The 22,663-nt window shown below is 66.1% G+C and carries 25 protein-coding genes; 1 reads left to right on the plus strand and 24 read right to left on the minus strand.

From position 1 onward, the window contains the following. Positions 1–8: 8 nt before the first annotated feature. The 16 genes from B5483_RS08895 to B5483_RS08970 are packed head-to-tail and all read right to left on the minus strand — an operon-like array spanning position 9 to position 13,668. On the minus strand, positions 9–1,148 hold the full coding sequence (locus B5483_RS08895) for an EscU/YscU/HrcU family type III secretion system export apparatus switch protein (RefSeq protein ID WP_054945470.1): 1,140 nt from the start codon (positions 1,146–1,148) through the stop codon (positions 9–11). After that, positions 1,145–1,924 carry a flagellar biosynthetic protein FliR gene (gene fliR / locus B5483_RS08900; protein WP_176167987.1) on the minus strand — a complete coding sequence of 260 codons (780 nt, stop codon included), beginning with the start codon at positions 1,922–1,924 and terminating at the stop codon, positions 1,145–1,147. The genes B5483_RS08895 and fliR overlap by 4 nt, the downstream gene beginning before the upstream one ends. Continuing rightward, positions 1,924–2,214 carry a flagellar biosynthetic protein FliQ gene (locus B5483_RS08905; RefSeq protein WP_054945472.1) on the minus strand — a complete coding sequence of 97 codons (291 nt, stop codon included), beginning with the start codon at positions 2,212–2,214 and terminating at the stop codon, positions 1,924–1,926. Before B5483_RS08905 ends, fliR begins: the two co-directional genes overlap by 1 nt. Positions 2,215–2,222: 8 nt before the next feature. Next, entirely contained in the window at positions 2,223–3,020 is a 798-nt protein-coding gene (gene fliP, locus B5483_RS08910) for a flagellar type III secretion system pore protein FliP (RefSeq protein WP_054945473.1), read from the minus strand. Beyond that, entirely contained in the window at positions 3,017–3,298 is a 282-nt protein-coding gene (locus tag B5483_RS08915; RefSeq protein ID WP_054945474.1) for a flagellar biosynthetic protein FliO, read from the minus strand. The genes fliP and B5483_RS08915 overlap by 4 nt, the downstream gene beginning before the upstream one ends. Before the next feature lie 6 nt (positions 3,299–3,304). Further along, a complete protein-coding gene (gene fliN / locus B5483_RS08920) occupies positions 3,305–3,604 on the minus strand; it encodes a flagellar motor switch protein FliN (RefSeq protein WP_079730097.1) in 300 nt (99 codons plus the stop codon). Between the two features lie 19 nt (positions 3,605–3,623). Next, complete coding sequence (locus tag B5483_RS08925) at positions 3,624–4,487, minus strand: FliM/FliN family flagellar motor switch protein (RefSeq protein ID WP_079730098.1); 864 nt, start codon at positions 4,485–4,487, stop codon at positions 3,624–3,626. Positions 4,488–4,527: 40 nt separating this feature from the next. Further along, complete coding sequence (locus B5483_RS08930) at positions 4,528–5,112, minus strand: flagellar basal body-associated FliL family protein (protein WP_054945477.1); 585 nt, start codon at positions 5,110–5,112, stop codon at positions 4,528–4,530. 26 nt (positions 5,113–5,138) lie between these two features. Next, on the minus strand, positions 5,139–6,716 hold the full coding sequence (locus B5483_RS08935; RefSeq protein ID WP_245828896.1) for a hypothetical protein: 1,578 nt from the start codon (positions 6,714–6,716) through the stop codon (positions 5,139–5,141). Between the two features lie 35 nt (positions 6,717–6,751). Beyond that, positions 6,752–7,177, minus strand: coding sequence for a hypothetical protein (locus tag B5483_RS08940; protein ID WP_054945479.1), 426 nt, complete (start codon positions 7,175–7,177; stop codon positions 6,752–6,754). A 40-nt stretch (positions 7,178–7,217) separates the two neighbouring features. After that, positions 7,218–8,540 carry a FliI/YscN family ATPase gene (locus B5483_RS08945; RefSeq protein WP_054945480.1) on the minus strand — a complete coding sequence of 441 codons (1,323 nt, stop codon included), beginning with the start codon at positions 8,538–8,540 and terminating at the stop codon, positions 7,218–7,220. Between the two features lie 7 nt (positions 8,541–8,547). Further along, on the minus strand, positions 8,548–9,174 hold the full coding sequence (locus B5483_RS08950) for a FliH/SctL family protein (RefSeq protein ID WP_054945481.1): 627 nt from the start codon (positions 9,172–9,174) through the stop codon (positions 8,548–8,550). 8 nt (positions 9,175–9,182) lie between these two features. Further along, positions 9,183–10,190, minus strand: coding sequence for a flagellar motor switch protein FliG (gene fliG / locus B5483_RS08955; protein ID WP_054945482.1), 1,008 nt, complete (start codon positions 10,188–10,190; stop codon positions 9,183–9,185). Next, positions 10,187–11,962, minus strand: a complete 1,776-nt coding sequence (gene fliF, locus B5483_RS08960; protein ID WP_079730100.1) for a flagellar basal-body MS-ring/collar protein FliF — start codon at positions 11,960–11,962, stop codon at positions 10,187–10,189. Before fliF ends, fliG begins: the two co-directional genes overlap by 4 nt. Before the next feature lie 6 nt (positions 11,963–11,968). Next, positions 11,969–12,370, minus strand: coding sequence for a flagellar hook-basal body complex protein FliE (fliE, locus tag B5483_RS08965; RefSeq protein WP_054945484.1), 402 nt, complete (start codon positions 12,368–12,370; stop codon positions 11,969–11,971). Then, positions 12,367–13,668 carry a sigma-54 interaction domain-containing protein gene (locus B5483_RS08970; protein WP_079730101.1) on the minus strand — a complete coding sequence of 434 codons (1,302 nt, stop codon included), beginning with the start codon at positions 13,666–13,668 and terminating at the stop codon, positions 12,367–12,369. The genes fliE and B5483_RS08970 overlap by 4 nt, the downstream gene beginning before the upstream one ends. A 258-nt stretch (positions 13,669–13,926) precedes the next feature. Here B5483_RS08970 and B5483_RS08975 point away from each other — a divergent pair, with 258 nt between their 5' ends. After that, positions 13,927–14,751 carry a flagellin N-terminal helical domain-containing protein gene (locus B5483_RS08975; protein ID WP_054945486.1) on the plus strand — a complete coding sequence of 275 codons (825 nt, stop codon included), beginning with the start codon at positions 13,927–13,929 and terminating at the stop codon, positions 14,749–14,751. Positions 14,752–15,710: 959 nt separating this feature from the next. Here B5483_RS08975 and B5483_RS08980 read toward each other — a convergent pair. From B5483_RS08980 to flgG, 8 genes are read right to left on the minus strand one after another with little or no spacing between them, the layout of a single operon-like run. Beyond that, a complete protein-coding gene (locus B5483_RS08980) occupies positions 15,711–16,550 on the minus strand; it encodes a flagellar motor protein MotB (RefSeq protein WP_054945487.1) in 840 nt (279 codons plus the stop codon). 1 nt (position 16,551) lies between these two features. Next, a complete protein-coding gene (gene motA / locus B5483_RS08985; protein WP_054945488.1) occupies positions 16,552–17,415 on the minus strand; it encodes a flagellar motor stator protein MotA in 864 nt (287 codons plus the stop codon). Between the two features lie 60 nt (positions 17,416–17,475). Continuing rightward, positions 17,476–18,396 carry a flagellin N-terminal helical domain-containing protein gene (locus B5483_RS08990; protein ID WP_079730102.1) on the minus strand — a complete coding sequence of 307 codons (921 nt, stop codon included), beginning with the start codon at positions 18,394–18,396 and terminating at the stop codon, positions 17,476–17,478. 7 nt (positions 18,397–18,403) lie between these two features. Beyond that, positions 18,404–19,741 carry a flagellar hook-associated protein FlgK gene (flgK, locus tag B5483_RS08995; protein ID WP_079730103.1) on the minus strand — a complete coding sequence of 446 codons (1,338 nt, stop codon included), beginning with the start codon at positions 19,739–19,741 and terminating at the stop codon, positions 18,404–18,406. 3 nt (positions 19,742–19,744) lie between these two features. Further along, on the minus strand, positions 19,745–20,080 hold the full coding sequence (locus B5483_RS09000; RefSeq protein WP_054945491.1) for a rod-binding protein: 336 nt from the start codon (positions 20,078–20,080) through the stop codon (positions 19,745–19,747). Beyond that, positions 20,077–21,177, minus strand: a complete 1,101-nt coding sequence (locus tag B5483_RS09005) for a flagellar basal body P-ring protein FlgI (RefSeq protein ID WP_054945492.1) — start codon at positions 21,175–21,177, stop codon at positions 20,077–20,079. Before B5483_RS09005 ends, B5483_RS09000 begins: the two co-directional genes overlap by 4 nt. Before the next feature lie 10 nt (positions 21,178–21,187). Next, positions 21,188–21,868 carry a flagellar basal body L-ring protein FlgH gene (locus B5483_RS09010; RefSeq protein WP_079730352.1) on the minus strand — a complete coding sequence of 227 codons (681 nt, stop codon included), beginning with the start codon at positions 21,866–21,868 and terminating at the stop codon, positions 21,188–21,190. A 5-nt stretch (positions 21,869–21,873) separates the two neighbouring features. After that, positions 21,874–22,662 carry a flagellar basal-body rod protein FlgG gene (gene flgG / locus B5483_RS09015; RefSeq protein WP_054945493.1) on the minus strand — a complete coding sequence of 263 codons (789 nt, stop codon included), beginning with the start codon at positions 22,660–22,662 and terminating at the stop codon, positions 21,874–21,876. Position 22,663: the final 1 nt, after the last annotated feature.

Consider the following 22,663-nt stretch of genomic DNA (forward strand, 5'->3'; position numbering starts at 1 on the left):
TGCCACGATCAGTGCACCGAAGCCGGGTCGAGATTGCCGTCGGCGTCGAAGCGCAGCGTGACCGGCACCGAGACTTCGGGGCGCACGCGCTTCTCGCCGCGCTTGAGCGACATGACGAAGGCGAGGATCGAGGCGACCGCGGCGTAGTGTTCCTCGCGGATCACCTGGCGTTCGCGGGTGGTGTAGTACACCGAGCGGGCGAGTGCGGGATACTCCAGCACCGGCACCTTGTACTCGGCGGCCAGTTCGCGCATGGCCAGCGCCTTGTCGCCGCGGCCCTTGGCGAGCACGATCGGGGCATGGGCCTTTTCCGGATCGTATGTGAGCGCGATCGAGAAGTGCGTCGGGTTGGTGATGATGAACTGCGCTTCCTTCATCGCCGGGATCAGGCCGCCCATGGCGATCTTGCGCTGGGCATTCTTGATCGCCGCCTTCTTCTCGGGCGAGCCTTCGCTTTCCTTGCTTTCGTCGCGCATTTCCTGAAGCGTCATCTTCAGGCGCGAGAGGCGGCGCACCATCTGCACCGGCACGTCGATAAGGGCGATCACGAAAAGGCCGCCGGCAAGCCAGAAAAGCAGCACGATCACGCCATGCCACGCGTAGGAAAGCTGCCCGAACAGGTCGCCGCGGCCGAGCTTGGCGATCGTCTCGATGTTGTCGTTGGCCCAGACATAAGCGATCGTGCCCAGCAGGCTGACCTTGCCGATGCCCTTGGCCAGTTCGATCGCGCCGTTCGGGCCGAACATGCGCTTGAGGCCGGACATCGGATTGATGCGCGAAGCCTTGGGTGCCATGTTGCCGCCGATCCAGCGCCCTTCGCCGAAGCCGAGCTGCGAGATCAGCGACACCGCGATGATCGCAAGGCCCAGCAGGAATACCGGGGGCAGCGCGGACATCGCCGCCGAGACGATCAGCTGGCCCGGCTCGAAATCGTCGATCGCGGCGCGGTCCCAGATGAAGCCCGCGCGCAGCGTCTCGCTCAGGCGCTCCAGAACCCACGGTCCCGCGGCCAGCATCCATGTCGCGCCGACAGCGACGGCACCAGCCGTTGCCAGCTCGCGCGAGCGAAGGACGTCGCCCTTCTGGGCTGCGTCGCGTTTGCGCTTCTCTGTTGGCGCAAAGCTCTTTTCGCCGCTCTGTTCGCTCATGGCTTCAGCAGGTCCGAAGTAGCGCCGATGGCATCGGCGGAAATGCGGGTGACGAGGTCGGTGAGGACCGGGGCGGAAATCAGCAGGGCGGCAATTCCGGCAAGAACGCCGGCGGGCAGGCCCAGTGCGAAGAGATTGAGCGAAGGTGCCGAGCGGCTCAGCACGCCGGTGACCATCTGCACGATCAGCAGGATCAGGCTGACGGGCAGGGCGATGGTGACGGCGGTGACGAACATGTAGCTGGCGAAATCGGCGATGTCGGACAGACGCTCGGCACCGAGCCAGGTGTGGCCCGGCGGGAAGGTCTTGTAGCTCTGGATCACCAGCGAGAACCACTGCAGGTGGGCGCCCAGTGCGAGGAAGACCAGGGTTATGACCACCGAGAAGTACTGGCCGAGCGCAGGCGACTGCGCCCCCGAGTTGGGATCGACCGCAGTGGCCATGCTCATGCCCATCGAGCCGCCGACGATTTCTGCGGCAAGAACCGGAGCGGCGAATGCGATCTGCAGGATGAAGCCGAGAGAAAGGCCGACCAGCACTTCGCCGGCGACCGAGACCAATCCTGCCAGCGAGAACAGGGCTGCGGGAGCCTGAACGTCGGTCCAGGTGCAGATCAGGACGGCAACGGCTCCGGCTGCGACGACGCGAAGCTGGGGCGGCACGCTCGCGGTCCCGAACAGCGGGGCGGCGACAAGCGCCGCGCCGATGCGGGTCATCACGAAGAGCAGCCGCCAGAAGTCCTGTTCAAGCGCGCCGAAACCGAAGTCGAGGTTCATCACGGCAGGACGCGCTCCGCCTGCGAGATGTTCGCGATCTGGGCGAATATCTCCTGCGTGAAGTCGCCGATCAGCGTCATCATCGAGCTGCCGAACAGCACCAGCACGAGGGCGGTGATGGCCAGCTTGGGGACGAAGGTCAGGGTCTGCTCGTTGACCGAGGTGGCGGCCTGCACGACGCCGACCGCGAGGCCGACGACGAGAGAGGCGATCAGCACCGGCGCGGCGACGAGCGCCGTCACCCAAAGCATCTTGTCGGCCAGGCTGAGCAGGTTGGTGATGTCTTCCATCGCCTGCGTTACCCGAAGCTGGAGGCCAGCGAGCCCATCAGCAGCGCCCAGCCGTCGACCATGACGAAGAGCAGCAGCTTGAAAGGCAGCGATACCACCATCGGGCTCATCATCATCATGCCCAGCGACATGAGGACGGAGGAGACGACGAGGTCGATCACGAGGAACGGCAGAAACAGCATGAAGCCGATCTGGAAGGCGGTCTTCAGTTCGCTGGTGACGAAGGCGGGCAGCAGAATCGAGAAGGGCACGTCGGCCGGCTTCGCGAAACGCGGCGCATTGGCCATCTCGGCGAACATGGTCAGATCGCGCTCACGCGTCTGGCGGATCATGAAGGCGTGGAATTCCTTGCCGCCGTTGGCGATCGCCTGCTCGGCATTGATCGTACCGGCGGAGTAGGGCGCGATGGCGCTGGCGTTCACGCGTTCCAGCGTGGGCGCCATGACGAAGAGCGAGAGGAACAGCGACAGGCCGATCAGCACCTGGTTGGGCGGCGACTGCTGCAGGCCCATGGCCTGGCGCAGGATCGCCAGCACCACCAGGATGCGGGTGAAACTGGTCATCATAAGGATCAGGCTGGGCAGGATCGTCAGCAGCCCCATGATCAGGAGCAGCTGGAGCGAAAGGCTCATGCCCGGACCCTCGGTACCGCCCAGCGAGCCGAAGGCGCGGTCGAGCGCGCCGGGGATCGCCGAGTCCGATGCCGGTGCTGCCGCCGGAAGCGACTGGGCCTGGACCTGCGCGAAGGCCACTGCGGGCAGCAATAGCGCCGGCAGGGCGGCGATCAGGGAAACGATGCGCTTCATTCGGGCAGGCTTTCCGCAGTGCGGGGACGCGCCGGAGCTTCGGCGAGGCGGGTGAGGCCGCCGCGCGAAGCCGAGACGAGGATCTCGCGTCCGTGGAATTCGATCACCGCAAGCTTGAGCGTGGGCGAGAGCATGGTGGTCTCGACGATGCGGATCGACTTCGAACCGCCGCCGATCCCGGCCTTCTCCTGCATCTTCTTCGCCAGCTTGAGGCAGCCCCAGGCGATGAAGCCGATCATGGGCAGCAGGATGATCAGCTTGAGGATGTACCAAAGCATGGAGCGTCAGCCCTCCGCGCCGCCGGGCAGCGGAATGGCGTTCTCGCCGGCGGTTTCCTCCATGCCGACCATCTCGACGATGCGCAGGCCGAAGCGACCGTTGTGCGAGATGACTTCGCCCTTGGCGATCGGCTTGCCGTTGACCAGTACGTCGAGCAGCTCGTCGGACATGCGGTCGAGCACGACGACGCTTTCAGGGCCGAGGGCGAGGATGTCCTTCAGCTTCATTTCGGTGCGGCCCAGTTCGACCGAGAGCCGGACGTCGACGTCGCGAAGAAAATCGAAACCGCGGGGATGAATGCTCATGGTTGATCGTCTTTCGTAGTCAGAATGCGTGGGAAACCTGAACCGCGACGCGATCGTCGAGTTCACCGATGGTGCCGTTGGCGACGGTCTGGTCGCCGACCTTGAGAGGAACGCTGCGGGCTACCGCCACCGGCAGGATGTCGCCGGGCTTGAGGCTGGACAGGCGCGAAAAGCCCATCGTCATGTCGACGAGGACGGCCTTCACCTGCAGTGGCATCGAGGCAAAGGGCTCAGCCGCAGGATCGGGAGCGACATTCATCATGCGCGCCTTGCGCGGGTGGCGCGGGACGGTGACGAGGGCCGAAAGCGTCGCCTGCGGGAAAGCCAGCAGCATCGACCAGGGCTCGCAACCGTTTTCCTCGACTTCGAGCGAAAGCAGCAGCAACTCCTCGTTGCGGTCGAAGGGCGCGAGCTGACGCAGGCTGATCTCGCGGCGCACGGTGCGCACCGCGTGCTTGGCTTCACCGCCGAAAGCGATCGAAAGCGCATCGGCGACGGTCGTCTCGATGCGCGCGATCAGCAGTTCGGCGGAAAGCGGGAAAGTATCGGGCAGCGGGTTGGGCACGTCGCCGCGGCCGCCGAAGGCGCGATCGACAAGGCGGAAGACGGGCGCGGCTTCGAACACGGCCAGCAGCGGCCGGGCTTCCGGGCCCACTGCAAGGAGCGTGTGCGAGGCAAGGCCTTCCAGTTCCGACTGGATCGAACCGAGCGTGCCGTCGAGCGGCATGCCGACGCGCACGATCGGGGCATCGCCGCCGGATAGGCGGGCGAGACCCGAGGCCAGCGCCCGGGCAAGCCGCTCGCCGATCAGCGAGAGGGCCGGGACCAGTTCGCCGATCGACGGACCGGTGCCCAGTAGTTCCTTGCAGTGGCGGGCCTTCATGCGCTCTGTTCCTTGGAATCGGGCGGAAGTCATCGCTGGATCACTGGACGATGAAGCTGCGGAAGTAGACGGCATCGACACCGCCGAAGCCTTCCTTCTGGGTGAGGACCTTGTTGATCGCGTCGGTCATGCGCTTCTGCAGGTGGCCCTTGCCGGCCATCGTGTAGACGTCCTCTTCAGGCGTATCGGCGATGATGGTGAGTAGCTGCGAGCGGATTGCCAGTTCGTGCTTCTTCAGCCACATCAGCACACGGCCATCGCGGCGGGTGGAGCAGGCCAGGGCCATCTGCACCATCGCGTCCGAGTTCTTGAGGTTCGAAGTGAATTCCTCGGAGAAGGTGTAGTAGGCGGTGCGATATTCGTCGCCGCCTTCGCCATCGACTTCAGCGGTGGCGCCTTCTTCCTTCTTGTCGCCGACCGGCGCGTAGGGATCGACTTCGCCCTTGCGGATCAGCTTGGGATTGTTGTCCTGCTTGGCCTCCTGATGGCCGCCGCCGATTACGCCGGCCTGTACCAGGCCGAACATGCCGCCGCCGCCGACAGCCAGCAGGCCCACGGCGCCAAGGATGATGCCGAGTTTGCCCTTGCTCTTGGTGGGCTTCTCTTCCTTGCCGGATTTGCTCATCTCAAAGTTCCCCGAATAGTCAGATGTCAGGCGTAGATGCCGCTACGCCGAGGGCCATTGGCGGCCCCGTCGGACGCCTTCCGGCTGTCCTGCTGCGCGCTGGCCGAAGCGGTCTGCGCACGGTGAAAGTTGCGTTCGCCCTGCTCGGCGCGGGCCTGGGCAGCCTGCTGCTGGCCTTGCCCCTGGCCCTGTCCGTTGCCCGACGCTGCGGATTGTTGCTGGGTGGTCGCCTGCTGCTGTTGCTGGGCCTGCTGGCTGTCGCTGCGCTGCTGGTCGCCATTGCCTGCTGCATTGCCGGCGAGCGTTGCGGCGACGGCGGAATGAACCGCAGACGTGAAGCCGGGATCGGCATTGGCGAGCGTCACGCTCATCTTCGCGTCGTCCGGGCGGAACTGCATCGAGATCTGGCCGAACTCGGCATGATTGATCGCGGTGCGCACGACCTGCGGCGAAGCGGCCTCGCGCGCTTCGGATAGGCGGTCGACCAGCGTTGTGAAATCGTGCGGCCGTTCGTGCGCTACCGGGGCCGCTGCGGCGGCGGTCGCTGCGGCAGGCGCGCTTGCGGTTTGCGCCGGAGTCACGGTCACGACGGGCTGCGCGGTCGCGCGCGCTGCCGGCAGGGCCGTATCGCTGGCTAGATCGGTGGCGGCTTCGGCCTTGTCCCCTGCCTTGGCCTTTACTTCGGGGGCGGCACGGCCCGCGGGTACTGCCTGGGCCACGGCTTCGGTAGCGGGGCGGGCTGCAGGTATTGCCAGGGCCACGGCTTCGGTAGCTGCAGGCACTGCCTGGGCCACGGCTTCGGTAGCGGGGCGGTTTGCGGCGGCCTTGGCCGTGTCGATGCGGGCCATGAGCGCGGCGGCCGGGCTCAGCTCTGCCGGGGCGGTTGCAGTCTTGCCGGCCTCGGGTGCATCGGCGGTCACGATCGGCGCCAGCTTGGCCTGCAGGACCTGCGCCGGTGCACCGCCGCTGGCGGTCATGGCCTTGGCCACCAGAGCTGCCGCTTCCGGCAGGGTCTTGGCGCTCTCGCCCTGGACGACTGCTGCGGCGGTAGCGGCGGTAGCCTTCGCGACGGGGACAGGGACGGCAGCGGTGCGGCCGGCGGCGGTATCTGGAACCGCTGCCCGGAATTCGACGGGAGTGTCAGTACCGGGCAGCGGTGGGACGACAAGCGGCAGGACGGGATTGGCAGCCGCGATGGGCACGTCTGCCTGGTCTGAAGTCGCTTCTTCGTCGGGAGCTTCGTTGGTCGGTGCCTTGCCTTCGGCCGCAGTGTCGGCGGTAGGCTTGGTATCCTTGATGAGGGCGGAAACGGCGGCAGCGGCAATTGCGGCAACCGGCAATTCCTTGCCGCTTTCCTTGCCGCTTTCGTTGCCGGTTGCATTGCCGCTTTTGCCGGTCGTCGTAGCGACCTCAACGGCGAGCGCGGCGGTCAGCTCGGTTGTGGCAGGCTTGACGTCAATGGCAGCTCCCGCGGCAGGGGCTTCCGATGCGCCCAGAAGCGCAGCGAAATCGGCGGTTTCGGCGCCATTGCCCGTGGCCGACGGCGCGGTGCCGCTGGCCGGGGCAGCGTTCGCGGAAATCGACGGGGCCGAGAACTGGATCATGCCTTGATGGACCTCATGGTTAACCATGCAAGGTACTATTCAAGATCCGTGCCAGATCCCTTTCTGCTGCCAAGAGCCGGCGTCTGCCCGGCCTTGGCGATCATGCGTTCCTGCAGCAGGGCGCGTTCCTCGATGGCGGCGCGCCGCCGTTCCGCCTCGACGAGGAGGCGCTGCTTGGCATCGGCGATCGACTGCGCGCGCAGGGCGTCGCCGTCGGTGGTCTTGGTTAGGGCCTGCAGCCCACTGACGAAGCGCCCGACCTGGTGGAGCGAGCCGCCGTCGGTCATTTCGCGGCGGCTGGCGTAGTCGCTCGCCATCTGCCGGGTGCGGTCGGACAGCGCGCGCAATTGCGTGAGCGTGCTTTCCGCCTGCGCGGACTCCATCGCGGCGGTCTGCTTGGCGATGGCGCGGATCTTCTCGAGCCGCTTGAGGCGCGCAAGCCGCTTGCGCTCTTCCTTCATGGCCTTGCCTCACGGCAGGGGACAGGAGGAGCCGGCAATCTCATCCCAGCAGAGCAGCAAGCTGGGCGCCGCTGTCGGAAAGGTCGATCACTTCCCCGGCCTGCTGGCACAGGAAAGCGGTGAGCAGTTCGTGCATCGCGATCGCCTTGTCGAGCTGCGGGTCGGCCCCGGCACGATAGGCACCCATCAGCACGAGGTCGCGGTTCGCCTCGTAGCTGGCGATGAGCGCGCGGAACTGGCGGGCGAGTTGCTGGTGTCCGGACGAGACGATGTCGTTCATCACGCGGCTGAGCGAAGCGGCGATGTCGACGGCCGGATATTGCCCGCGCTGGGCGAGATCGCGCGACAGCACGATGTGACCGTCGAGGATCGAGCGCGCGGTATCGACGACCGGGTCGTCCTGGTTGTCGCCGTCGGCCAGCACCGTGTAGAGTCCGGTGATCGAACCCTTGCTGGCGGCCGAGTTGCCGGCGCGTTCGACGAGCTTGGTGATCGTGGCCAGAGCAGATGGCGGATAGCCACGCGCCGCGCCGGGTTCGCCCAGCAGCAGGCCGATCTCGCGCGCGGCGTGGGCCACGCGGGTAAGGCTGTCGAGGATGAGCAGGACGCGCTTGCCCTGTGCGCGGAAGTGCTCGGCCATCGAGGTGGCGAGCATTGCGCCGCGCAGGCGCAGGTTCGGCGCATGGTCGGCCGGCACGGCGACGACCACGGTCTTGTCCTTCTTCTCGGCATTCATGTGCCGCTCGACGAAGTCGGAAACTTCGCGGGCGCGCTCGCCGATCAGGCCGACGATGATCACGTCCGCCGTCGCGCCGCGCGCAATCATGTCGATCAGCACCGACTTGCCGACGCCCGATCCGGCCATGACGCCGATGCGCTGGCCGATGCCGAAAGTGGTGAGCGCATTGAGCGAGCGCACGCCGGTATCGAAGCATTCGCGCACCGGGCTGCGGTCGAGCGCCGAGGTGCGCACGCCGCCCGCGGGCCATTCGGTGCGGGTATGGATGGGCAGGCCGCCGTCGATCGGCAGGCCCTCGCCATCGACGGCGCGGCCGAGGAAGGCATCGCCCACCGGCAGCATGCCGGGGCGGCCTTCGGGGCACACGCGCGCACCGGGGCGCAGCATGATCGTGTCGCCCAGCAACATCATCATCGTCTTGCCGTTGCGAAAGCCGATGACTTCGGCGGAAAGGGTCTTGCCCCGGCCATGGCCGACGCGGCACATCGCGCCGACCGGCACCGACAGGCCGCTGACTTCCAGCAAGCCGCCGTCGCAGGCGGTGACAAGGCCGAAGCGGCGCGGCGTCAGGTCGACCGGCTCGGCGGCCAGGTCGCTAAGGATCGGGTCCCAGAGTTTCAGCACGGGCTCATCAGCACTGCTGCAGGGCTTCGGCGATGGCAATGCGCCAGGTCGCCGGGCCGTCCTCGACACCGCCGCTGGCCGTCTCGATGCGGATGGTGCCGCGTTCGAGGCCGGCTTCTTCCTCCACCTGCCATTCGGCGGCGAGGCGCGGGGAAACCAGCTTCACGTCCTCTGGGTGCAACTTGATCACGCGCTCGTCGTCGGCGCGCGAAAGCATTCCGACCGCAGCATTGATCCGGCGCACAAGGGCATCCTCGTCGATCGCCAGTGGGGCGATCGCGCTTTCGCACAAGGCGGCAACCGTTTCGCGAAGGCGGTTGCGCAGTTCCTCTTCGAGAACCGCGTTCAAACGCGTCAGGGAAAGTTCAAGCCCTTCACGGGCCGCGGCTTCAGCTTCGGCCTGGGCTTGCGCTTCCTGCAGCGCCTGCTCGTAGCCGGCAGTGAAGCCCTGGGTGAAGGCCTGCTCCACCGGATCGGGCGCAGCCGGTTCCTCGGGCGGTGGCGGCGGTGCCGGTTCGGGCTCGGGTGCCGGCAGCGCGCCGAAGCGCGCGTCGGCGCGAAAGCCCTGCGGCTGGGTCAGGGCCTCGAGCAGGCTCATGCCTTCCCTGGGTATCTTGAAACCGAGATCGGACATCGCGCCGCTCAGACGTATTCGTCATCGCCCGAGCCGAAGATGATCGAACCTTCGGCTGCAAGCTTGCGGGCGACGAGGACGACCTCCTTCTGCGCGGCGACGACGTCGGCCAGCTTGGTGCGTCCGCGCGCGGCGATCTCGTCCTTGACGCCATCGGCGGCACGGCTCGACATCGCGCGGAAGAAGTACTCGCGTTCTTCTTCGCTGATGCCCTTGAGCGAGTCGATGAGGGTGTCGTTGCCGATGTCGCGCAGCAAAGTGCCCATGGATTGCGGGTCGAGCACGAAGAGGTGCTCGAACTTGAACATCTCGTTCTCGATCTCCTTGGCGAGCGCCTTGTCGATCTTGCCGATCTCGCTCATCACCCGCTTCTCGATCACCTTGCCGGCGCCGTTGATGATGTCGGCCGCTTCCTTCGGTCCGCCCATCGCCAGCGGGCGATGACCGTGGTTCTCGGTGATGCGGCGGGTCAGCAGTTCTTCGAGCATCGCGATGGCCTGCGGCGAAACCGGGCCGAGCGTGGCGATGCGGTGGACGATCTGCGACTGTTCATCGGTCGGCAGGGCGTGCAGCACTTCGGCAGCGACGACCGGGTCGAGCTGGACCAGCAGGACGGCAATCGCCTGCGGGTGTTCGCCCTTGACCAGCGGCACCAGCGCTTCGGACGTCAGCCAGCGGGCCAGTTCGAGCGGCGAGGTCTTGGGCTCGTCCGGCAGGATCTGGCGCATCACGCTTTCGGTCTTCACTTCGCCGATGGCGTTGCTCATCATCGAGCGGACCTTGTCGACACGGTCGTGCGCGACGAGGCCGAGCTTCTCGGTCTTCTCGACGAAGCCGGCGATCGCTTCGGCAATGACGTCCGGGCTGATCTCGCCCAGGGCGCACATCTTTTCGCCCAGGCGGCGCAGTTCATCGGGCTCGAGTTCGGACAGGATGCGCGAGGCATTGTCGTTGTCGAGCAGCATGACCATGACCGCGGCGTTGTCTGCCGGGAACAGGGGGACGACTTCGCTCACTGCGCGAATTCCTTCTTCTCGGCCTGCTCATCGAGCGGTTCGTTGAGCATCTGGCGCAAGGCGGCCACGGCGCTGTCAGGCCGTTCGGCCACCAGCTTCTGGGCCAGGTTGAGTTGCCTGGCGAGCAGGTCCGAACGGGTGATTTCGATGTCGATGTCGTCGGCGCTGCCGCCGGCGGGAAGGGCACCGCGCACGGCGCTGCGCTGCAGGACCGGCTGGCCGCTCCCGTCGAGCACGGGTTCGCCGTCCTCGTCCAGTTCGTCTTCGTCCCCGGCCTCGCCCTTCTTGCCTTTCTTGGCCTTCTTGGCAGGCTTGGGCTTGTCGCCGCGCACCGCCTTCACCATCGGGCGTACGCCCAGCAGCAGGACCATCAGGACGGCGAGGACGGCCGAGCCGTAGCGCACGACCATCGGGAACCATGGCATTTCGTAGAACGGCAAGGCGGCGGCATCGCCGATCGGTTCGAAGCTGCGCGCAATGACCTTGACCTGGTCGCCGCGCTGCGTGTTGGCGCCGACAGCGGCACTGACCAGCGCCTCGATCTCCTGAATGTCCTTGGCCTTGGCGCCCTTCATGGCATCGGCGCTGATCGCGACCGCGACCGAGAGGCGCTTGATGCCGCCCGGGGTGGTGTTGGCTACCGAGACTTCGCGGCCCAGTTCGTAGGTGCGCGAAGAACGGGATTCGCCGTTGGTCGGCGGGGTCGCTCCGGGCTGCGGGGCCGTGCCCTGCGGCGCGCCCGGCTGGGCCTGCGTCACCGGCGGCGGCGTGTTGGACAGGACGCCCGGGACGCCTGCAGCCGGAGTGGCGGCGGTCGACTGCGACTGCGCTTCGGTCTCGGTGCGGACGACGCCGTCCTTGTCATAGCTTTCGCGGGCCGAGGTCACTTCGTCCATGTCGAGGTCGACCTGGATCTCCGAGGTGAAATTGCCTTCGCCGAGCATCGGACGCAGCAGTTGCGAGACCTGTTCGCGCAGCTTGGATTCCATCCGCGCCTGCAGGTCGAGCCGGTCGCTGTCGACGCCGCCGGTCTCCGACAGGAGCTGGCCATGCTGGTCGACGACGCGCACGGAGTCGGGCGAGAGGCCCGGCACTGAGCCGGCGACGAGATTGAGGATGGCCGAAACCTGGCTTTCGGTCAGCGAGCGGCCGCGCGCGAGGCGGACCATGACCGATGCGGTCGGCGGCACGTTCTCGCGCACGAAGACGGACTTTTCACCCTGGGCCAGATGGACGCGGACCGCTTCCACGCCGTCGATCTGGGCAATCGTCTGCTGCAGGTCGGCTTCACGGGCGGCGCGCAGGCGCTCGCCCTCCAGCGTGCGGCTGGCGCCCATCGGCATGTTGTCGAGCATCTGCACGCCCGATTCCGGGGTCGCCAATGCGCCGTCGGAGGCCACCAGCATGCGTGCCTTGTAGAAGTCGCCTTCGGAAACCGAGAGGGCGCCGGTGCTGTTGTCGATCGAGTAGTCGATCGAGGCCTGGTCGAGCGCAGCGGCAACACTTGCACGCTCGCTGTCGGCGAGTTGCGAGTAGAGCACGCGCTGCGGAGAAGGCGCGAGCGCGCCCCACGCGAGGAGGGCCCCGCCGATGGCAGACAGGCCGACGAACACCGGCAGGACCTTGCGGACTGCCGGCTGGGCCGTGAAAGTGCCAAGGCGCGTGAGAACGCTGCCGCCCGCCGGATCGGTAAGCGGTGCGAACATCGACTGCGTGGCGGGCAGCGAGGCCGCCGGGACGCCGTCAGGCGTGGCTGGAACGAGCTCGGGCATGAGACATTACACCCCCATCCGCATGATGTCCTGGTAGGCGGACAACAGCTTGTTGCGAACCTGCATGGTCGCTTCGAATGCGACTCCGGCTTCCTGCCGGGCAAGCATGACACTGGCGACGTCGGTCACTTCACCGCGCTGGTAGGCGTCGGTCATCGTGTCCGATTTGGCCTGGACGGCATTGACGTTGTCGAGTGCCGTCTTGAGCGTATCGGCGAAACCCTGGGCCGGGGCCTGGACTTCGGTCGGGGCTGCGCCACCGACGCCTGCCACGCCGCCTGCCTGATCCGGGCCTTTCGGCGCATGAATTTGCTGGAGCAACTCATTGCGCTGGATGATCTGCTGGCGCATGGCCATGATCTGTTGAATTCCTCCAGCGCCGCCCCCGATGCCGGAGATGCCGCTCATCGACGGCCTCCTGCGACCGCTCTGCCGATTTCGATCCCGGCGTCACGCATCGAGGCGAGGCGATAGCGCAGGGTCCGTTCGGAGATGCCGAGTTCGCGGGCTGCACGCACCCGGCTGCCGCCGCATGCCTCGAGCGTCTCGACGATGGCGCGGGCCTCCGAGATCTGCACGATCGAGGAGAGCTTGCGCGGCGTCTCCGCCTCTTCAACCTGCGGTTCGGCAACAGTGACGCCGAAACCGGTGGCCGTGACGGGCGACTGGATCAGTCGGGCCGGGCTGTCGAACACGATGTGATCGGGCGTGATCACGTCGTTGCCGTGGGCCAGGAGCAGCGCGCGGCGGATGACGTTCTCCAGCTCGCGGACGTTGCCGGGCCAGGAGTGCAGCTTGAGCATCGCGATCGCAGCTTCGTTCGGGCAGGGCACCCTGGTCGGGTCCGGCGCGTGGCGCAGCGCCATCGCGAAGGCGAGCGGGGCGATGTCGTCGGCGCGCTCGCGCAGTGGGCGCAGCGTCAACGGGAACACGTTGAGGCGGTAGTAAAGGTCGGCGCGGAACCGGCCTTCAGCCACTTCGGTCGGCAGGTCGCGGTTGGCGCAGGCAATGATGCGTACGTCGACCTTGATCGCCTTGGTCGAGCCGATCGGCACGACTTCCTGTTCCTGCAGGGCGCGCAGCAGCTTGGCCTGGAGCTGAAGCGGCATCTCGGCGATTTCGTCCAGCAGCAGGGTGCCGCCGTCCGCCGCGCGGATGAAGCCTTCGCTCGCTTGGGTCGCGCCGGTGAAGGCGCCCTTCTGGTGGCCGAACAGCATCGCCTCGAGCATCGTCTCGGGCATCGCGGCGCAGTTGACCGCGATGAACGGGCCGTCGCGGCGCGAGCTGCGGGCGTGAATGAAGCGGCTCAGGACTTCCTTGCCGGTTCCGGTCGGGCCGTTGATCAGCACCGGAATGTCGCTGTTGGCCAGACGGTCGGCGAGAGCGAAGACCGAAAGGCTTTCCGGATCCGCTGCGATCGGCTCGTCTGCGCCAGCCATGGCTGCGAGCAGCATGGCAAGCGAGGCTTCGCTGACCGGATCGACGTAGGTCATCGCGATCTGCGATGCGCCCTTGCGGCCGAATGCCGGCGCGGTGCCGCGTGAAAGTTGAACCGAGCGTGTGCGCGGGCGGGAAGGAGTCTCGTCCGCAGCGTCACGTAAATCGATTGCACTAAGATCGAGGAGTGAAGTGGCAATTGCCGTTCCACGATCTGCCAGCGGCGCGTGCCGCCGGCTGAATTTCGAGTCGAAATTCAACCCGCCCATGTCTCGATGTCCCCCGTAGTATTAACCAATCTCCACGGCCGTTTATGCGGGCGATTCAGTTAAAAATTCGGAAAATTTTACACTCGGGATTCGGCGAAGTTTGACGTGATTCTGCGGGTTTATAGGTGGGCCGGTAACCTTTTTTTGCCGGGGCGGCTTAATTTTGCCGCCAGCTTGCCGGTCTTCCCTTTGGCAGCGGAGCCGGATGGGCCGGCGAAGCTGATCCGGAACTCGGGACATTCAACGGGAGCTACCTAAATGTCTGTTATCAATACCAACATCAGCGCGATTCGGGCCACCAATGCCTCGAACTCGGCAAGCAAGATGCTCAGCACCTCGATGGAACGCCTGTCGACCGGCAAGCGCATCAACTCCGCCAAGGACGACGCCGCGGGTCTCGCCATTTCGACCTCGATGACCTCGCAGATCAAGGGCATGAGCCAGGGCATCCGTAACGCCAACGACGGTATCTCGATGGCGCAGACCGCTGAAGGCGGCCTGTCGGAAGTCACCAACATGCTGCAGCGCGTCCGCGAGCTGACCGTTCAGGCTTCGAACGGCACCTACTCGGCCGATGACCGCACGCGTATGAAGACCGAAGTTACGCAGCTTCAGTCGCAGATCACCGACGTTCTCGACAACTCCGAGTTCAACGGCAACAAGCTGTTCGACGGCACTGCCGGCACCGCTGGCGTGGTCAAGATCCAGGTTGGCGCCAATGCCACGGATACGATCGACATGACCTTCAGCAACGTGAAGGGCGGCACCGGCATGACCGCGGCCCTGGCCGTCGACCCGACCGCGCTCGCCGCCGGTGACCTTGCCAGCCTCGACACCGCGCTGGACGAAGTCTCGACTGTTCGCGCCAACCTTGGTGCTTCGCAGAACCGCCTCGAATCGGCCGTCAACACGATGACTGCCAACGTGACGAACCTTTCGGACGCACGTTCGCGTATCGAAGACGCCGACTATTCCTCGGAAACCACCGCGATGGCGAAGTCGCAGATCCTTTCGCAGGCTTCGACCGCGATGCTCGCCCAGGCGAACCAGAGCCAGCAGAGCGTGCTCTCGCTGCTCCGCTAATCAGCGGCAAGTAACCAATAGCCTGCATTCAGCAGGCTAGAGCCCCGACGGTTCTCCCCAGTCCGTCGGGGCTCTCTCCTTGCCCGCGCTGTGCGCGGGCTGAAGTGATTCGTGCCGTTACCGAAAGTGACGATCTCTTCCCCGCCGGGCGATTCGCGACAGGGTTGACGGCGAATCGGAGGGGAGCGACCCCGTGCAGGCACACTTCGCGCTGCCGCATGCACTCTACGTGAATGCCCTGTGCCATGATTGATGCGCATGGGATCATCTTTCGACGGCTTCTGGATGCGCTGCGCTTGGCTGACGGTCCTGGCGGCACTGTCCGCCCGTTCCCCATGTTCCCCTAAGGTCGATGCCCTGATGCGATGACGTCAGGCTTTTGCGGTTTCGTGACGCGCGGGATGGGCGCGGCATGGCAGAGGCGATGCCGTCAGGTCACACACATCCCACGTCACCTTCGCCTGCCGTTCTGGATGGGTTTGTCGTAGCCTTGGGCGCTATGGTGCAAGCGCCCGTATCTTCGGGCAAGGCTGGAAGTCCGGCGCGCGCGATGAAATGCGCGCGGACCCGGGGACTGCCATCCGATCAACCTCTCCCCACGCGATTGCACCTGTCTGCCAGGCGCAAGGAAAGGCCCGCTCGCGCGTGGGCTGGATTGGCGCACATGGGGAATGCGGCAATCCGACTCAGGCGTGAACGGGCCGAAAAGGCGATTGGAGATCCGGGCTACGGAGTTTGGAGACTGGTTGCCCGAGGGGGTGCGATGGCTTGGCGTTCCGGACCGCCGGGTGGCGGTCCGTCTCTTGCGCATTCTCTGATTATGTAAGGGTGAGACGTTGATAGGTGGATGGGAGGCGGGAACGCGGAGGTGAAGGCATGGGTCCTTCACCTCACGGGCCGACGATTGGAGATCGGGGGTTTGGCCCGATTCGCGTCCCGCCCGAGACTGAGCGCGGGGCTCAGTCCAGGAGAGTGATCGAAATGCGGCGGTTGCGGGGGTCCTGCGGATTGTCCGGTATGAGCAATTCCTTGTCGGCGACGCCCTCGATTCGCTTGAAGCGGTCTTCGGCGATGCCGTCGCGCATCAGTGCCTGGCGGGTGGCTTCGGCGCGCCCGGCCGAGAGTGACCAGTTGTTGCCGTAAGTGCCCGACCTGTAGGGCAGGGCGTCAGTATGGCCGCGCAGCGTCAACTGGCCGCCGTCAGAGCCCACCGCGTCCGCAATCGCCGAGATCAGCTCGACCGCGTCCGGCGTCAGCACGGTTGTGCCGAGGCGGAACATCGAGAAGTCGGCATCGTCGACGAGGTCGATGCGCACGCCGATCGAAGTGTCGACGAGGCGGACCTGCTTGGCCAGCTTGCGCAGCCGTTCGGTCGACCGCAACTTTTCCTCGACCGACTGCTTGGCGCGCGTCGAGCGTTTGATCTTGCTGCCGCCTTCCTTTGGTCCGCCCGTTGCATCGCGGGGGATGGTCATCGCCTTGGTACCGGTCTGGCCCATGGCATGCGGATAGTTGTCGACATCGGTCAGCGAGGAACCGCCAAGCAGGCCGTTGTTCGAACCGGCCGAGGATTCCTTGGTCTTGACCAGGGTTGGCGTGAAATAATCGGCAATGCCCTTGCGCTGCTTCTCGGTCGTGGCGCCCAGGATCCAGAGCAGGAGGAAGAAGGCCATCATCGCGGTCACGAAGTCGGCGTAGGCGACTTTCCAGGCGCCGCCGTGGTGACCGCCTTCCACCACCGTGATCTTCTTGACGATGATCGGCGGCGGCAGCTCGTTCTTGCCTCGCTTGGTGGCCACGTCAGCGTCCCCTCATCGCGTCGAGAAGTTCGGACAGGCCGGGTCGGAAGGAGTGGCCGAGACCCGAGCGGGCCGATTCCACGACCAGCGGCTGCGGCCACCCGTGAAGGCTGGCGATGACCACCTGCTTGACCGCGTGGAAGATCTGTTCGTCTTCCTCGATCACCTGCTTGAGGCGTCCGGCCATCGGCGCAACGATGCCGTAGGCGAGCAACACGCCCATGAAGGTGCCGACAAGCGCGGAGCCGATCATGCCGCCAAGCACCGAGGGCGGCTCGTCGATCGAGCCCATGGTCTTCACCACGCCGAGAACGGCGGCGACGATGCCCAGTGCGGGCAGCGAGTCAGCGAGGGTCTGCAGCGCGTGCTGCGGTTCGTGCAACTCGTGGAAGTGCGTCTTCATGGCGTTGTCCATGACGTCTTCGACCGCATGGACTTCCAGCGTGCCCGAGGAGACCACGATCAGCGTCAGGGTGTCGCAGATCAGGTGGACGAGTGCGTCGTTGGCCAGCAGCCGCGGGAACTCGGCGAAGAGCGAGGACGACTTGGGCTCGTTGACGTGGCTTTCGAGCGCTACCGGGCCTTCGGTGCGCAGGATCTTCATCAGGCGCGTGGTCAGGATGATCGCGTCGATGTGGTCCTGCTTGTTATGCTTGGGCCCCTTGAAGACCTTGGCCATGCCGCTGCCGAGCGCCTTGAGCTGGTGCATCGAGTTGCCGGTCACGATGGCGCCCACAGCGGCGCCGCCGATAATCAGCATCTCGTGCGGGATCGCGTGCATGACCGGACCCAGCGCGCCGCCGGTTAGGGCGAAGCCGCCGAATACCATGACCAGCAAGATCACGACGCCGACGATTGCAAACATGGTTAAAAGTCCCCCTGGAAAGTATGCGCCCGGTCCCGTCCCCCGGGACCGGGAAAAGCGTCAGCCCAACTTGTTGAACAGCGAAAGGTTGGCGAGCTTGGTGAAGCTGGCCTGGCTGGCTTCCAGTACCAGCAGCGCTTCCTGCAGCGAGGCTGCGGTGGAGGCGATGTCGGTCGAGCCGATTTCAGTCTCTTCGGTCGAGCGAAGCTGCGAAAGGTTGGTGCGGCGATCTGACGTCAGTTCGATCCAGGCCATGCGCGTGCCGACGACGGTCTGCCCGGTCGTCATCGCATCCAGCCCGGCCTTGAGCGCATCCAGTCCGTCGCGGGCGGCACCGGCCGGGTCGGCCGCCGCGCCTTGCAGGGCCGCACCGAGATCCTTGACCACCGACAGCAGGTCGGTCGGCGTGCCGTTCACCGTGAAGCTGAGGAATTCCGGACCGGTCAGCGAGCGCGAGACTGTCTGGCCTTCGCCAAGCGACAGGCTGCCTGAGCTGGCGGTGCCGACGTAGACGGGATTGCCGGCGCCATCGACCGAATAGGCATCGCCTGCGCTTTCGCCGCCGAACAGGGCATGGCCGTTCGAATCGCGAGCATTGGCGAGGTTCATCAGGGTCGAGTAGATCGAGTCCAGTTCGCGACCGATCGCGGCGCGCTGGGCGTCGTTGCTCGTTCCGCTGGCGGCCTGTGTGGCGAGTTCCTGCGCTCGGACGAGGGCCGTCGACATGTCCTTGATCGCGGCATCCGCCAGCGTCAGGTCGGCGTTCACCCGCTGTGAGTTCGACTTGTCGATGTTCGACAGCGATTCGAGGCGGGACAAAGAGCGCAGGCGCGACGCGGCGACCGGATCGTCGGACGAGCGCGCGAGCTTCTTGCCGCTGGAAAGCTGTGCCTGCAGCGTTTCGGTCTGGGCGCGCAAGTCCTGCAGATTGCTGCGGGACCGCTCGAAGAAGGCGCTGGTGCTGGTGGATACGATCGCCATGTCAGTCTCACCTGATGTTCAGGATGGAAGAGAAGATGTCGCTCGCCACCTGCATGACGCGACCGTTGGCCTGGAAGGCCTGCTGGTAGCGCACGAGGCTGACTGCTTCTTCGTCGAGGTTTACGCCGGTCTGCGCCTGGAGTGCGACCTTGGCAGTGCTGGCGATGGAATTGAGCGCGTCGCTGGTGACCTTGCGGCCGGCGACGGAACTGGAGATCGTGAAAAGCAACGTGTCCATGTCGCTCGCCGGATCGGCGCTTGCGAGGTCTTTGCGCATCTGCACGAGGTTGGCGGGATCGCGGCTGTTTGCACCGGCGCCAGACGAAGCCGTCGCAATGGCGCTGCCGTTGCTGGCGATCATGGCGATGTCGCCCGCGCCCGTGCCCGAAAAGATCGGCTGGCCGGTATTGCCGTTGAGGTCGACACCGTTCGCCTGCGCGGTGTTGACGACGTTGATGATCTTGCCGGCGACAGCATCGAGCTGGCCGCGCGTGCTGGAAAGCTGGGTCAGCGCCTGGCTCTTGCCGGCGAGCGAACCCGAACTGATCGCGGCGGCATTGCCATCGAGCGTAAAGGAGATCGTGCCGTCCGCAGCGGTCGCCATGGCCAGCGTCGAGGCAGCGCCGCCGGAGACCATCGTCTGACCGGCAGTGCCGCCGATGGTGACGGTGACGGTCTTGTCGGCATTATAGGTGGTGTCGACGTTGGCGTACTTGCTCATCTGCTCGAGCAGCGAGTCGCGCTGGTCGAGCAGGGTGGTCTGGTCGCTCGACGCATCCGAGGCGCGCGCCAGGCGCAAGTTCACGCGGGCGAGTTCGCCAGCGATGCGATTGACTTCGTCGACGCCGCTGCCGGCCTCGAACTGCAGGCCCTTGGCAGCCGCGTCGAGGCTCGACGATGCGACGTTGAACGTCTCGGACATCGTGCGCGCCTGTTCCAGAACAGCGGCGCGCAGCGAACCGTCGGTGGGATCCGAAGCGAGTTGCTGCAGGCTGCCTTCGAAGGCGACGATGGAATCGTACACGCCGGTCTGCTCGACGGCGCTCTCGATATTTTCCAGGCCCTGGACCTCCGCGGCGGCGCGCGAAGCGTCGGCGCCGGTGCGGCGCACTTCTGCCTGGCGGAAGATGTCGGCATTGCGCACCACGCCATTGACCCGCACACCTGCCAGATTGACCTGCGCCGGAGCCGAACCGACCGAGTTCGCACCCAGTTCGGCCACGCTGACCGTGCGCCGGACATATCCTTCCGACGACGCGTTGGCGATGTTCTGCGCGGTCAGGTCCAGAGCGGTGCGGGCGGCCGCGGCACCGGACTTGGCAATCGAGAGAAGGTCTGAGGCCATGGCTTACCCTTGCGCCTTTGCTTGCGTCGCGTTTTCGCCGGCAGGTGCGGTTTCGGCAGGAAGGAAGCGCGCCATCTGCGCTTCGATGATCGAGGCCATGCCGAGCGTGCCGGTATCGGCCGCGACGTCGGCGAAGTGTTCGTCCTGAAGCTGCCGGAAGGTATCCATCGCCTGGCTGCCGAACACGTCCTCGCCGCCGAAGTCGGTCTTGCGGGCGGCGGCCAGCATCTGGCGCACGAAGATCGCTTCGAACTGCTTGGCGGTGGCGTGCAGCTTCTCGCGGTCGCTGCTCTGCGCCTTGACGTTCAGACCCGGCGTGGATGGGAGGATGACACTCATATCACCACCATCTCCGCCTTGAGCGCGCCGGCCTGCTTGAGCGCCTCGAGGATCGCCACGAGGTCGGACGGAGTGACGCCCAGCATGTTGAGGGCATCGACCACCGAGGACAGCGAAGCACCCGGCTTGAACATCGCGACCGAGCGCTTTTCCTCGTCGGTCGTGATCGTGCTGTTCTGCTCGACGGCGGTCTGGCCGCGGCTGAACGGAGCCGGCTGGACGACGGTCGGGTCCTCGTCGACGCGCACGGTCAGCTTGCCGTGGCTGATCGCGGCAGGCGAGAGGCGCACGGCGTTGTTGATCACGACGGTGCCGGTGCGGCTGTTGACGATGACGCGCGCGGCGGTTTCGGCCGGTTCGATCTCGATCATCTCGATCGCGGCCATGACGCTGGCGCGGGTGTCGGACTGGGGCGGCAGGCGCAGGGCGAGGGTGACGCCGTCCTCAACCGAGGCGGTGCCGGGCATGCGGCGGTTGATCGCGTCGCGCACGCGCGAGGCGGTCAGGAAGTCCGCGTTGAACAGGTTCCAGCGCAGCAGGGGATCGCTGTCGAAGCCGGTGGCGACCGCGCGTTCCACGCTGGCGCCGTCGGCGATGCGGCCCACGGTCGGGATGTTGACGGTAACGTTCGAGCCGTCCTTGCCCGAGATGCCGAGCCCGCCGACCGCCAGGTTGCCCTGGGCCATGGCGTAGATCTGGCCGTCCGCACCATAGAGCGGGGTCATGATCAGTGCGCCGCCGCGCAGCGACTTGGCCTTGCCGATCGTCGAGACGGTCACGTCGATGCGCTGGCCCGGCTTGGCGAAGGCAGGCAGGTCGGCGGTGATCATCACCGCGGCTGCGTTCTTGAGGCCCGGCGAAACTCCCGGCGGCAGGGTCAGGCCCATGCGGCCCGAAACGCCCTTCATCGCCTGGGTCAGGTATTCGAGGTTGTCGTCGCCGGTGCCGGGCAGGCCGACGACGATGCCGTAGCCGGTCAGCTGGTTGGAGCGCACGCCCTGGAACTGGCCGAGGTCGCGCACGCGCTCTGCGCTGGCGACGCCCGGGGTCAGCGCAGTCATTGCGGCGGCGAGGACGAGCAGGATTTTGCGGATCATCTCGGCCTCCTCAGAACGGCGAAATCATGTTGAAGAACTTGCCCAGCCAGCCCTGGCGGCTGGCGCGCTGGAGCGAGCCCTTGCCCGAATATTCGATCTTCGCGTCTGCAACGCGGGTCGAAAGGATCGAGTTTTCCGTGTCGACGTCGGCCAGGCGAACGATCCCGGAAAACCGGACCCATTCATCACCCTGGCTGAGCAACATCTGCTTTTCCCCTTTGACCAGCGCGGTGCCATTCGGCCGCACTTCGGCGATCGTGACGGAAAGCGTCGAGGCGAGCGAGCTCGTCTGGGCCGCATTTCCCTGACCGTTGAACGACGAATTGCTGCTGGCTTTAAGGGCATTGGGGTTCAAAAATGACAGCAGGCCGGCAGTCGGCGGGGTGATCGAGGCGCCGCCGCCCTTCTGGCTCTTGGAACTCACGGCCTTGGACGCGCTGGTCGTCTCGATGAGCACGATCGTCAGCGGATCGCCAACGCGGCGGGCGCGGTTGCCTTCGTAGAGCGGAGCATAGCCGGCCGAGACGTTGAAGATGCCGCCCGTCGGGGCAGCCGCTTCGACCGGAGCGGCCACCGGCAGGGTCGCCTCGAAGCCAGATGGTTCGTGCTTCTTGGCGAGGGCCGGGGCGGCGCCTGTCACCGCGAGCGCCGTGCCGGTGGCGATGACCGAAAGGATGGACTTGCGCGTCATGGCGATCACAGAGTCTGGTTGGCGTTCTTGAGCATGTCGTCGACCGACGAGATCATCTTCGAGTTGATCTCATAGGCGCGCTGGGTCTCGATCATGTCGACCAGTTCCTCGACGATGTTGACGTTCGAGGCTTCCAGCATGGCCTGGCGGATGTGGCCGCGGCCGTTCTCGCCGGCGATGCCGATCTGGGCCGGGCCACTTGCCGCGGTCTCCATCATGAAGTTGTCCGAGGCGGCCTGCAGGCCGCCCGGATTGGTGAAGCTGGCGGTCGTGATCTGGCCGAGCTGGGTCGGATCCGACTGGCCTGCGACTTGCGCCGAGACGGTGCCGTCGGTCGAGATCGTCAGCGAGGTCGCGTTTTCCGGGACGGTGATCGGCGGCTGCAGGGGATAGCCCTGCGAGGTCACGATCAGGCCCTCGGCGGAGCGGGTGAAGTTGCCGGCGCGGGTATAGCCCAGCTGGCCGCCCGGAAGCTGAACCTGGAAGTAGCCGTCGCCGTCGAGCGCGAGGTCGAGGTTGTTGCCGGTCGCTTCCAGCGAGCCCTGCGTTTCCATGCGCGTGGTCGACTGCACGGCGACGCCGGTGCCCAGGTTCAGGCCGGTGGCGTAAGTCGTTTCCGTCGACGAGTCCGCACCTGCCACGCGGGCGTCCTGGTAGGCGAGAGTCGCGAAGTTGGCGCGGTCGCGCTTGAACGCGGTGGTCGCGACGTTGGCGAGGTTGTTGGCGATCACGCGCATGCGCTGGTCTTGTGCTTCGAGACCGGTGCGGGCGACCTGGAGTGCTGAGCTAGGCATG

It is taken from the genome of Novosphingobium mathurense (genome assembly GCF_900168325.1).
Taxonomy (GTDB): Bacteria; Pseudomonadota; Alphaproteobacteria; order Sphingomonadales; family Sphingomonadaceae; genus Novosphingobium; species Novosphingobium mathurense.

Bases quoted from the DNA above. Each gene is read 5' to 3' on its own strand.
- B5483_RS08895 (WP_054945470.1), bottom strand. From the start codon at position 1,148: ATGAGCGAACAGAGCGGCGAAAAGAGCTTTGCGCCAACAGAGAAGCGC.
- fliR (WP_176167987.1), bottom strand. From the start codon at position 1,924: ATGAACCTCGACTTCGGTTTCGGCGCGCTTGAACAGGACTTCTGGCGG.
- B5483_RS08905 (WP_054945472.1), bottom strand. From the start codon at position 2,214: ATGGAAGACATCACCAACCTGCTCAGCCTGGCCGACAAGATGCTTTGG.
- fliP (WP_054945473.1), bottom strand. From the start codon at position 3,020: ATGAAGCGCATCGTTTCCCTGATCGCCGCCCTGCCGGCGCTATTGCTG.
- B5483_RS08915 (WP_054945474.1), bottom strand. From the start codon at position 3,298: ATGCTTTGGTACATCCTCAAGCTGATCATCCTGCTGCCCATGATCGGC.
- fliN (WP_079730097.1), bottom strand. From the start codon at position 3,604: ATGAGCATTCATCCCCGCGGTTTCGATTTTCTTCGCGACGTCGACGTC.
- B5483_RS08925 (WP_079730098.1), bottom strand. From the start codon at position 4,487: ATGAAGGCCCGCCACTGCAAGGAACTACTGGGCACCGGTCCGTCGATC.
- B5483_RS08930 (WP_054945477.1), bottom strand. From the start codon at position 5,112: ATGAGCAAATCCGGCAAGGAAGAGAAGCCCACCAAGAGCAAGGGCAAA.
- B5483_RS08935 (WP_245828896.1), bottom strand. From the start codon at position 6,716: ATGATCCAGTTCTCGGCCCCGTCGATTTCCGCGAACGCTGCCCCGGCC.
- B5483_RS08940 (WP_054945479.1), bottom strand. From the start codon at position 7,177: ATGAAGGAAGAGCGCAAGCGGCTTGCGCGCCTCAAGCGGCTCGAGAAG.
- B5483_RS08950 (WP_054945481.1), bottom strand. From the start codon at position 9,174: ATGTCCGATCTCGGTTTCAAGATACCCAGGGAAGGCATGAGCCTGCTC.
- fliF (WP_079730100.1), bottom strand. From the start codon at position 11,962: ATGCCCGAGCTCGTTCCAGCCACGCCTGACGGCGTCCCGGCGGCCTCG.
- fliE (WP_054945484.1), bottom strand. From the start codon at position 12,370: ATGAGCGGCATCTCCGGCATCGGGGGCGGCGCTGGAGGAATTCAACAG.
- B5483_RS08970 (WP_079730101.1), bottom strand. From the start codon at position 13,668: ATGGGCGGGTTGAATTTCGACTCGAAATTCAGCCGGCGGCACGCGCCG.
- B5483_RS08975 (WP_054945486.1), top strand. From the start codon at position 13,927: ATGTCTGTTATCAATACCAACATCAGCGCGATTCGGGCCACCAATGCC.
- motA (WP_054945488.1), bottom strand. From the start codon at position 17,415: ATGTTTGCAATCGTCGGCGTCGTGATCTTGCTGGTCATGGTATTCGGC.
- B5483_RS08990 (WP_079730102.1), bottom strand. From the start codon at position 18,396: ATGGCGATCGTATCCACCAGCACCAGCGCCTTCTTCGAGCGGTCCCGC.
- flgK (WP_079730103.1), bottom strand. From the start codon at position 19,741: ATGGCCTCAGACCTTCTCTCGATTGCCAAGTCCGGTGCCGCGGCCGCC.
- B5483_RS09000 (WP_054945491.1), bottom strand. From the start codon at position 20,080: ATGAGTGTCATCCTCCCATCCACGCCGGGTCTGAACGTCAAGGCGCAG.
- B5483_RS09005 (WP_054945492.1), bottom strand. From the start codon at position 21,177: ATGATCCGCAAAATCCTGCTCGTCCTCGCCGCCGCAATGACTGCGCTG.
- B5483_RS09010 (WP_079730352.1), bottom strand. From the start codon at position 21,868: ATGACGCGCAAGTCCATCCTTTCGGTCATCGCCACCGGCACGGCGCTC.
- flgG (WP_054945493.1), bottom strand. From the start codon at position 22,662: ATGCCTAGCTCAGCACTCCAGGTCGCCCGCACCGGTCTCGAAGCACAA.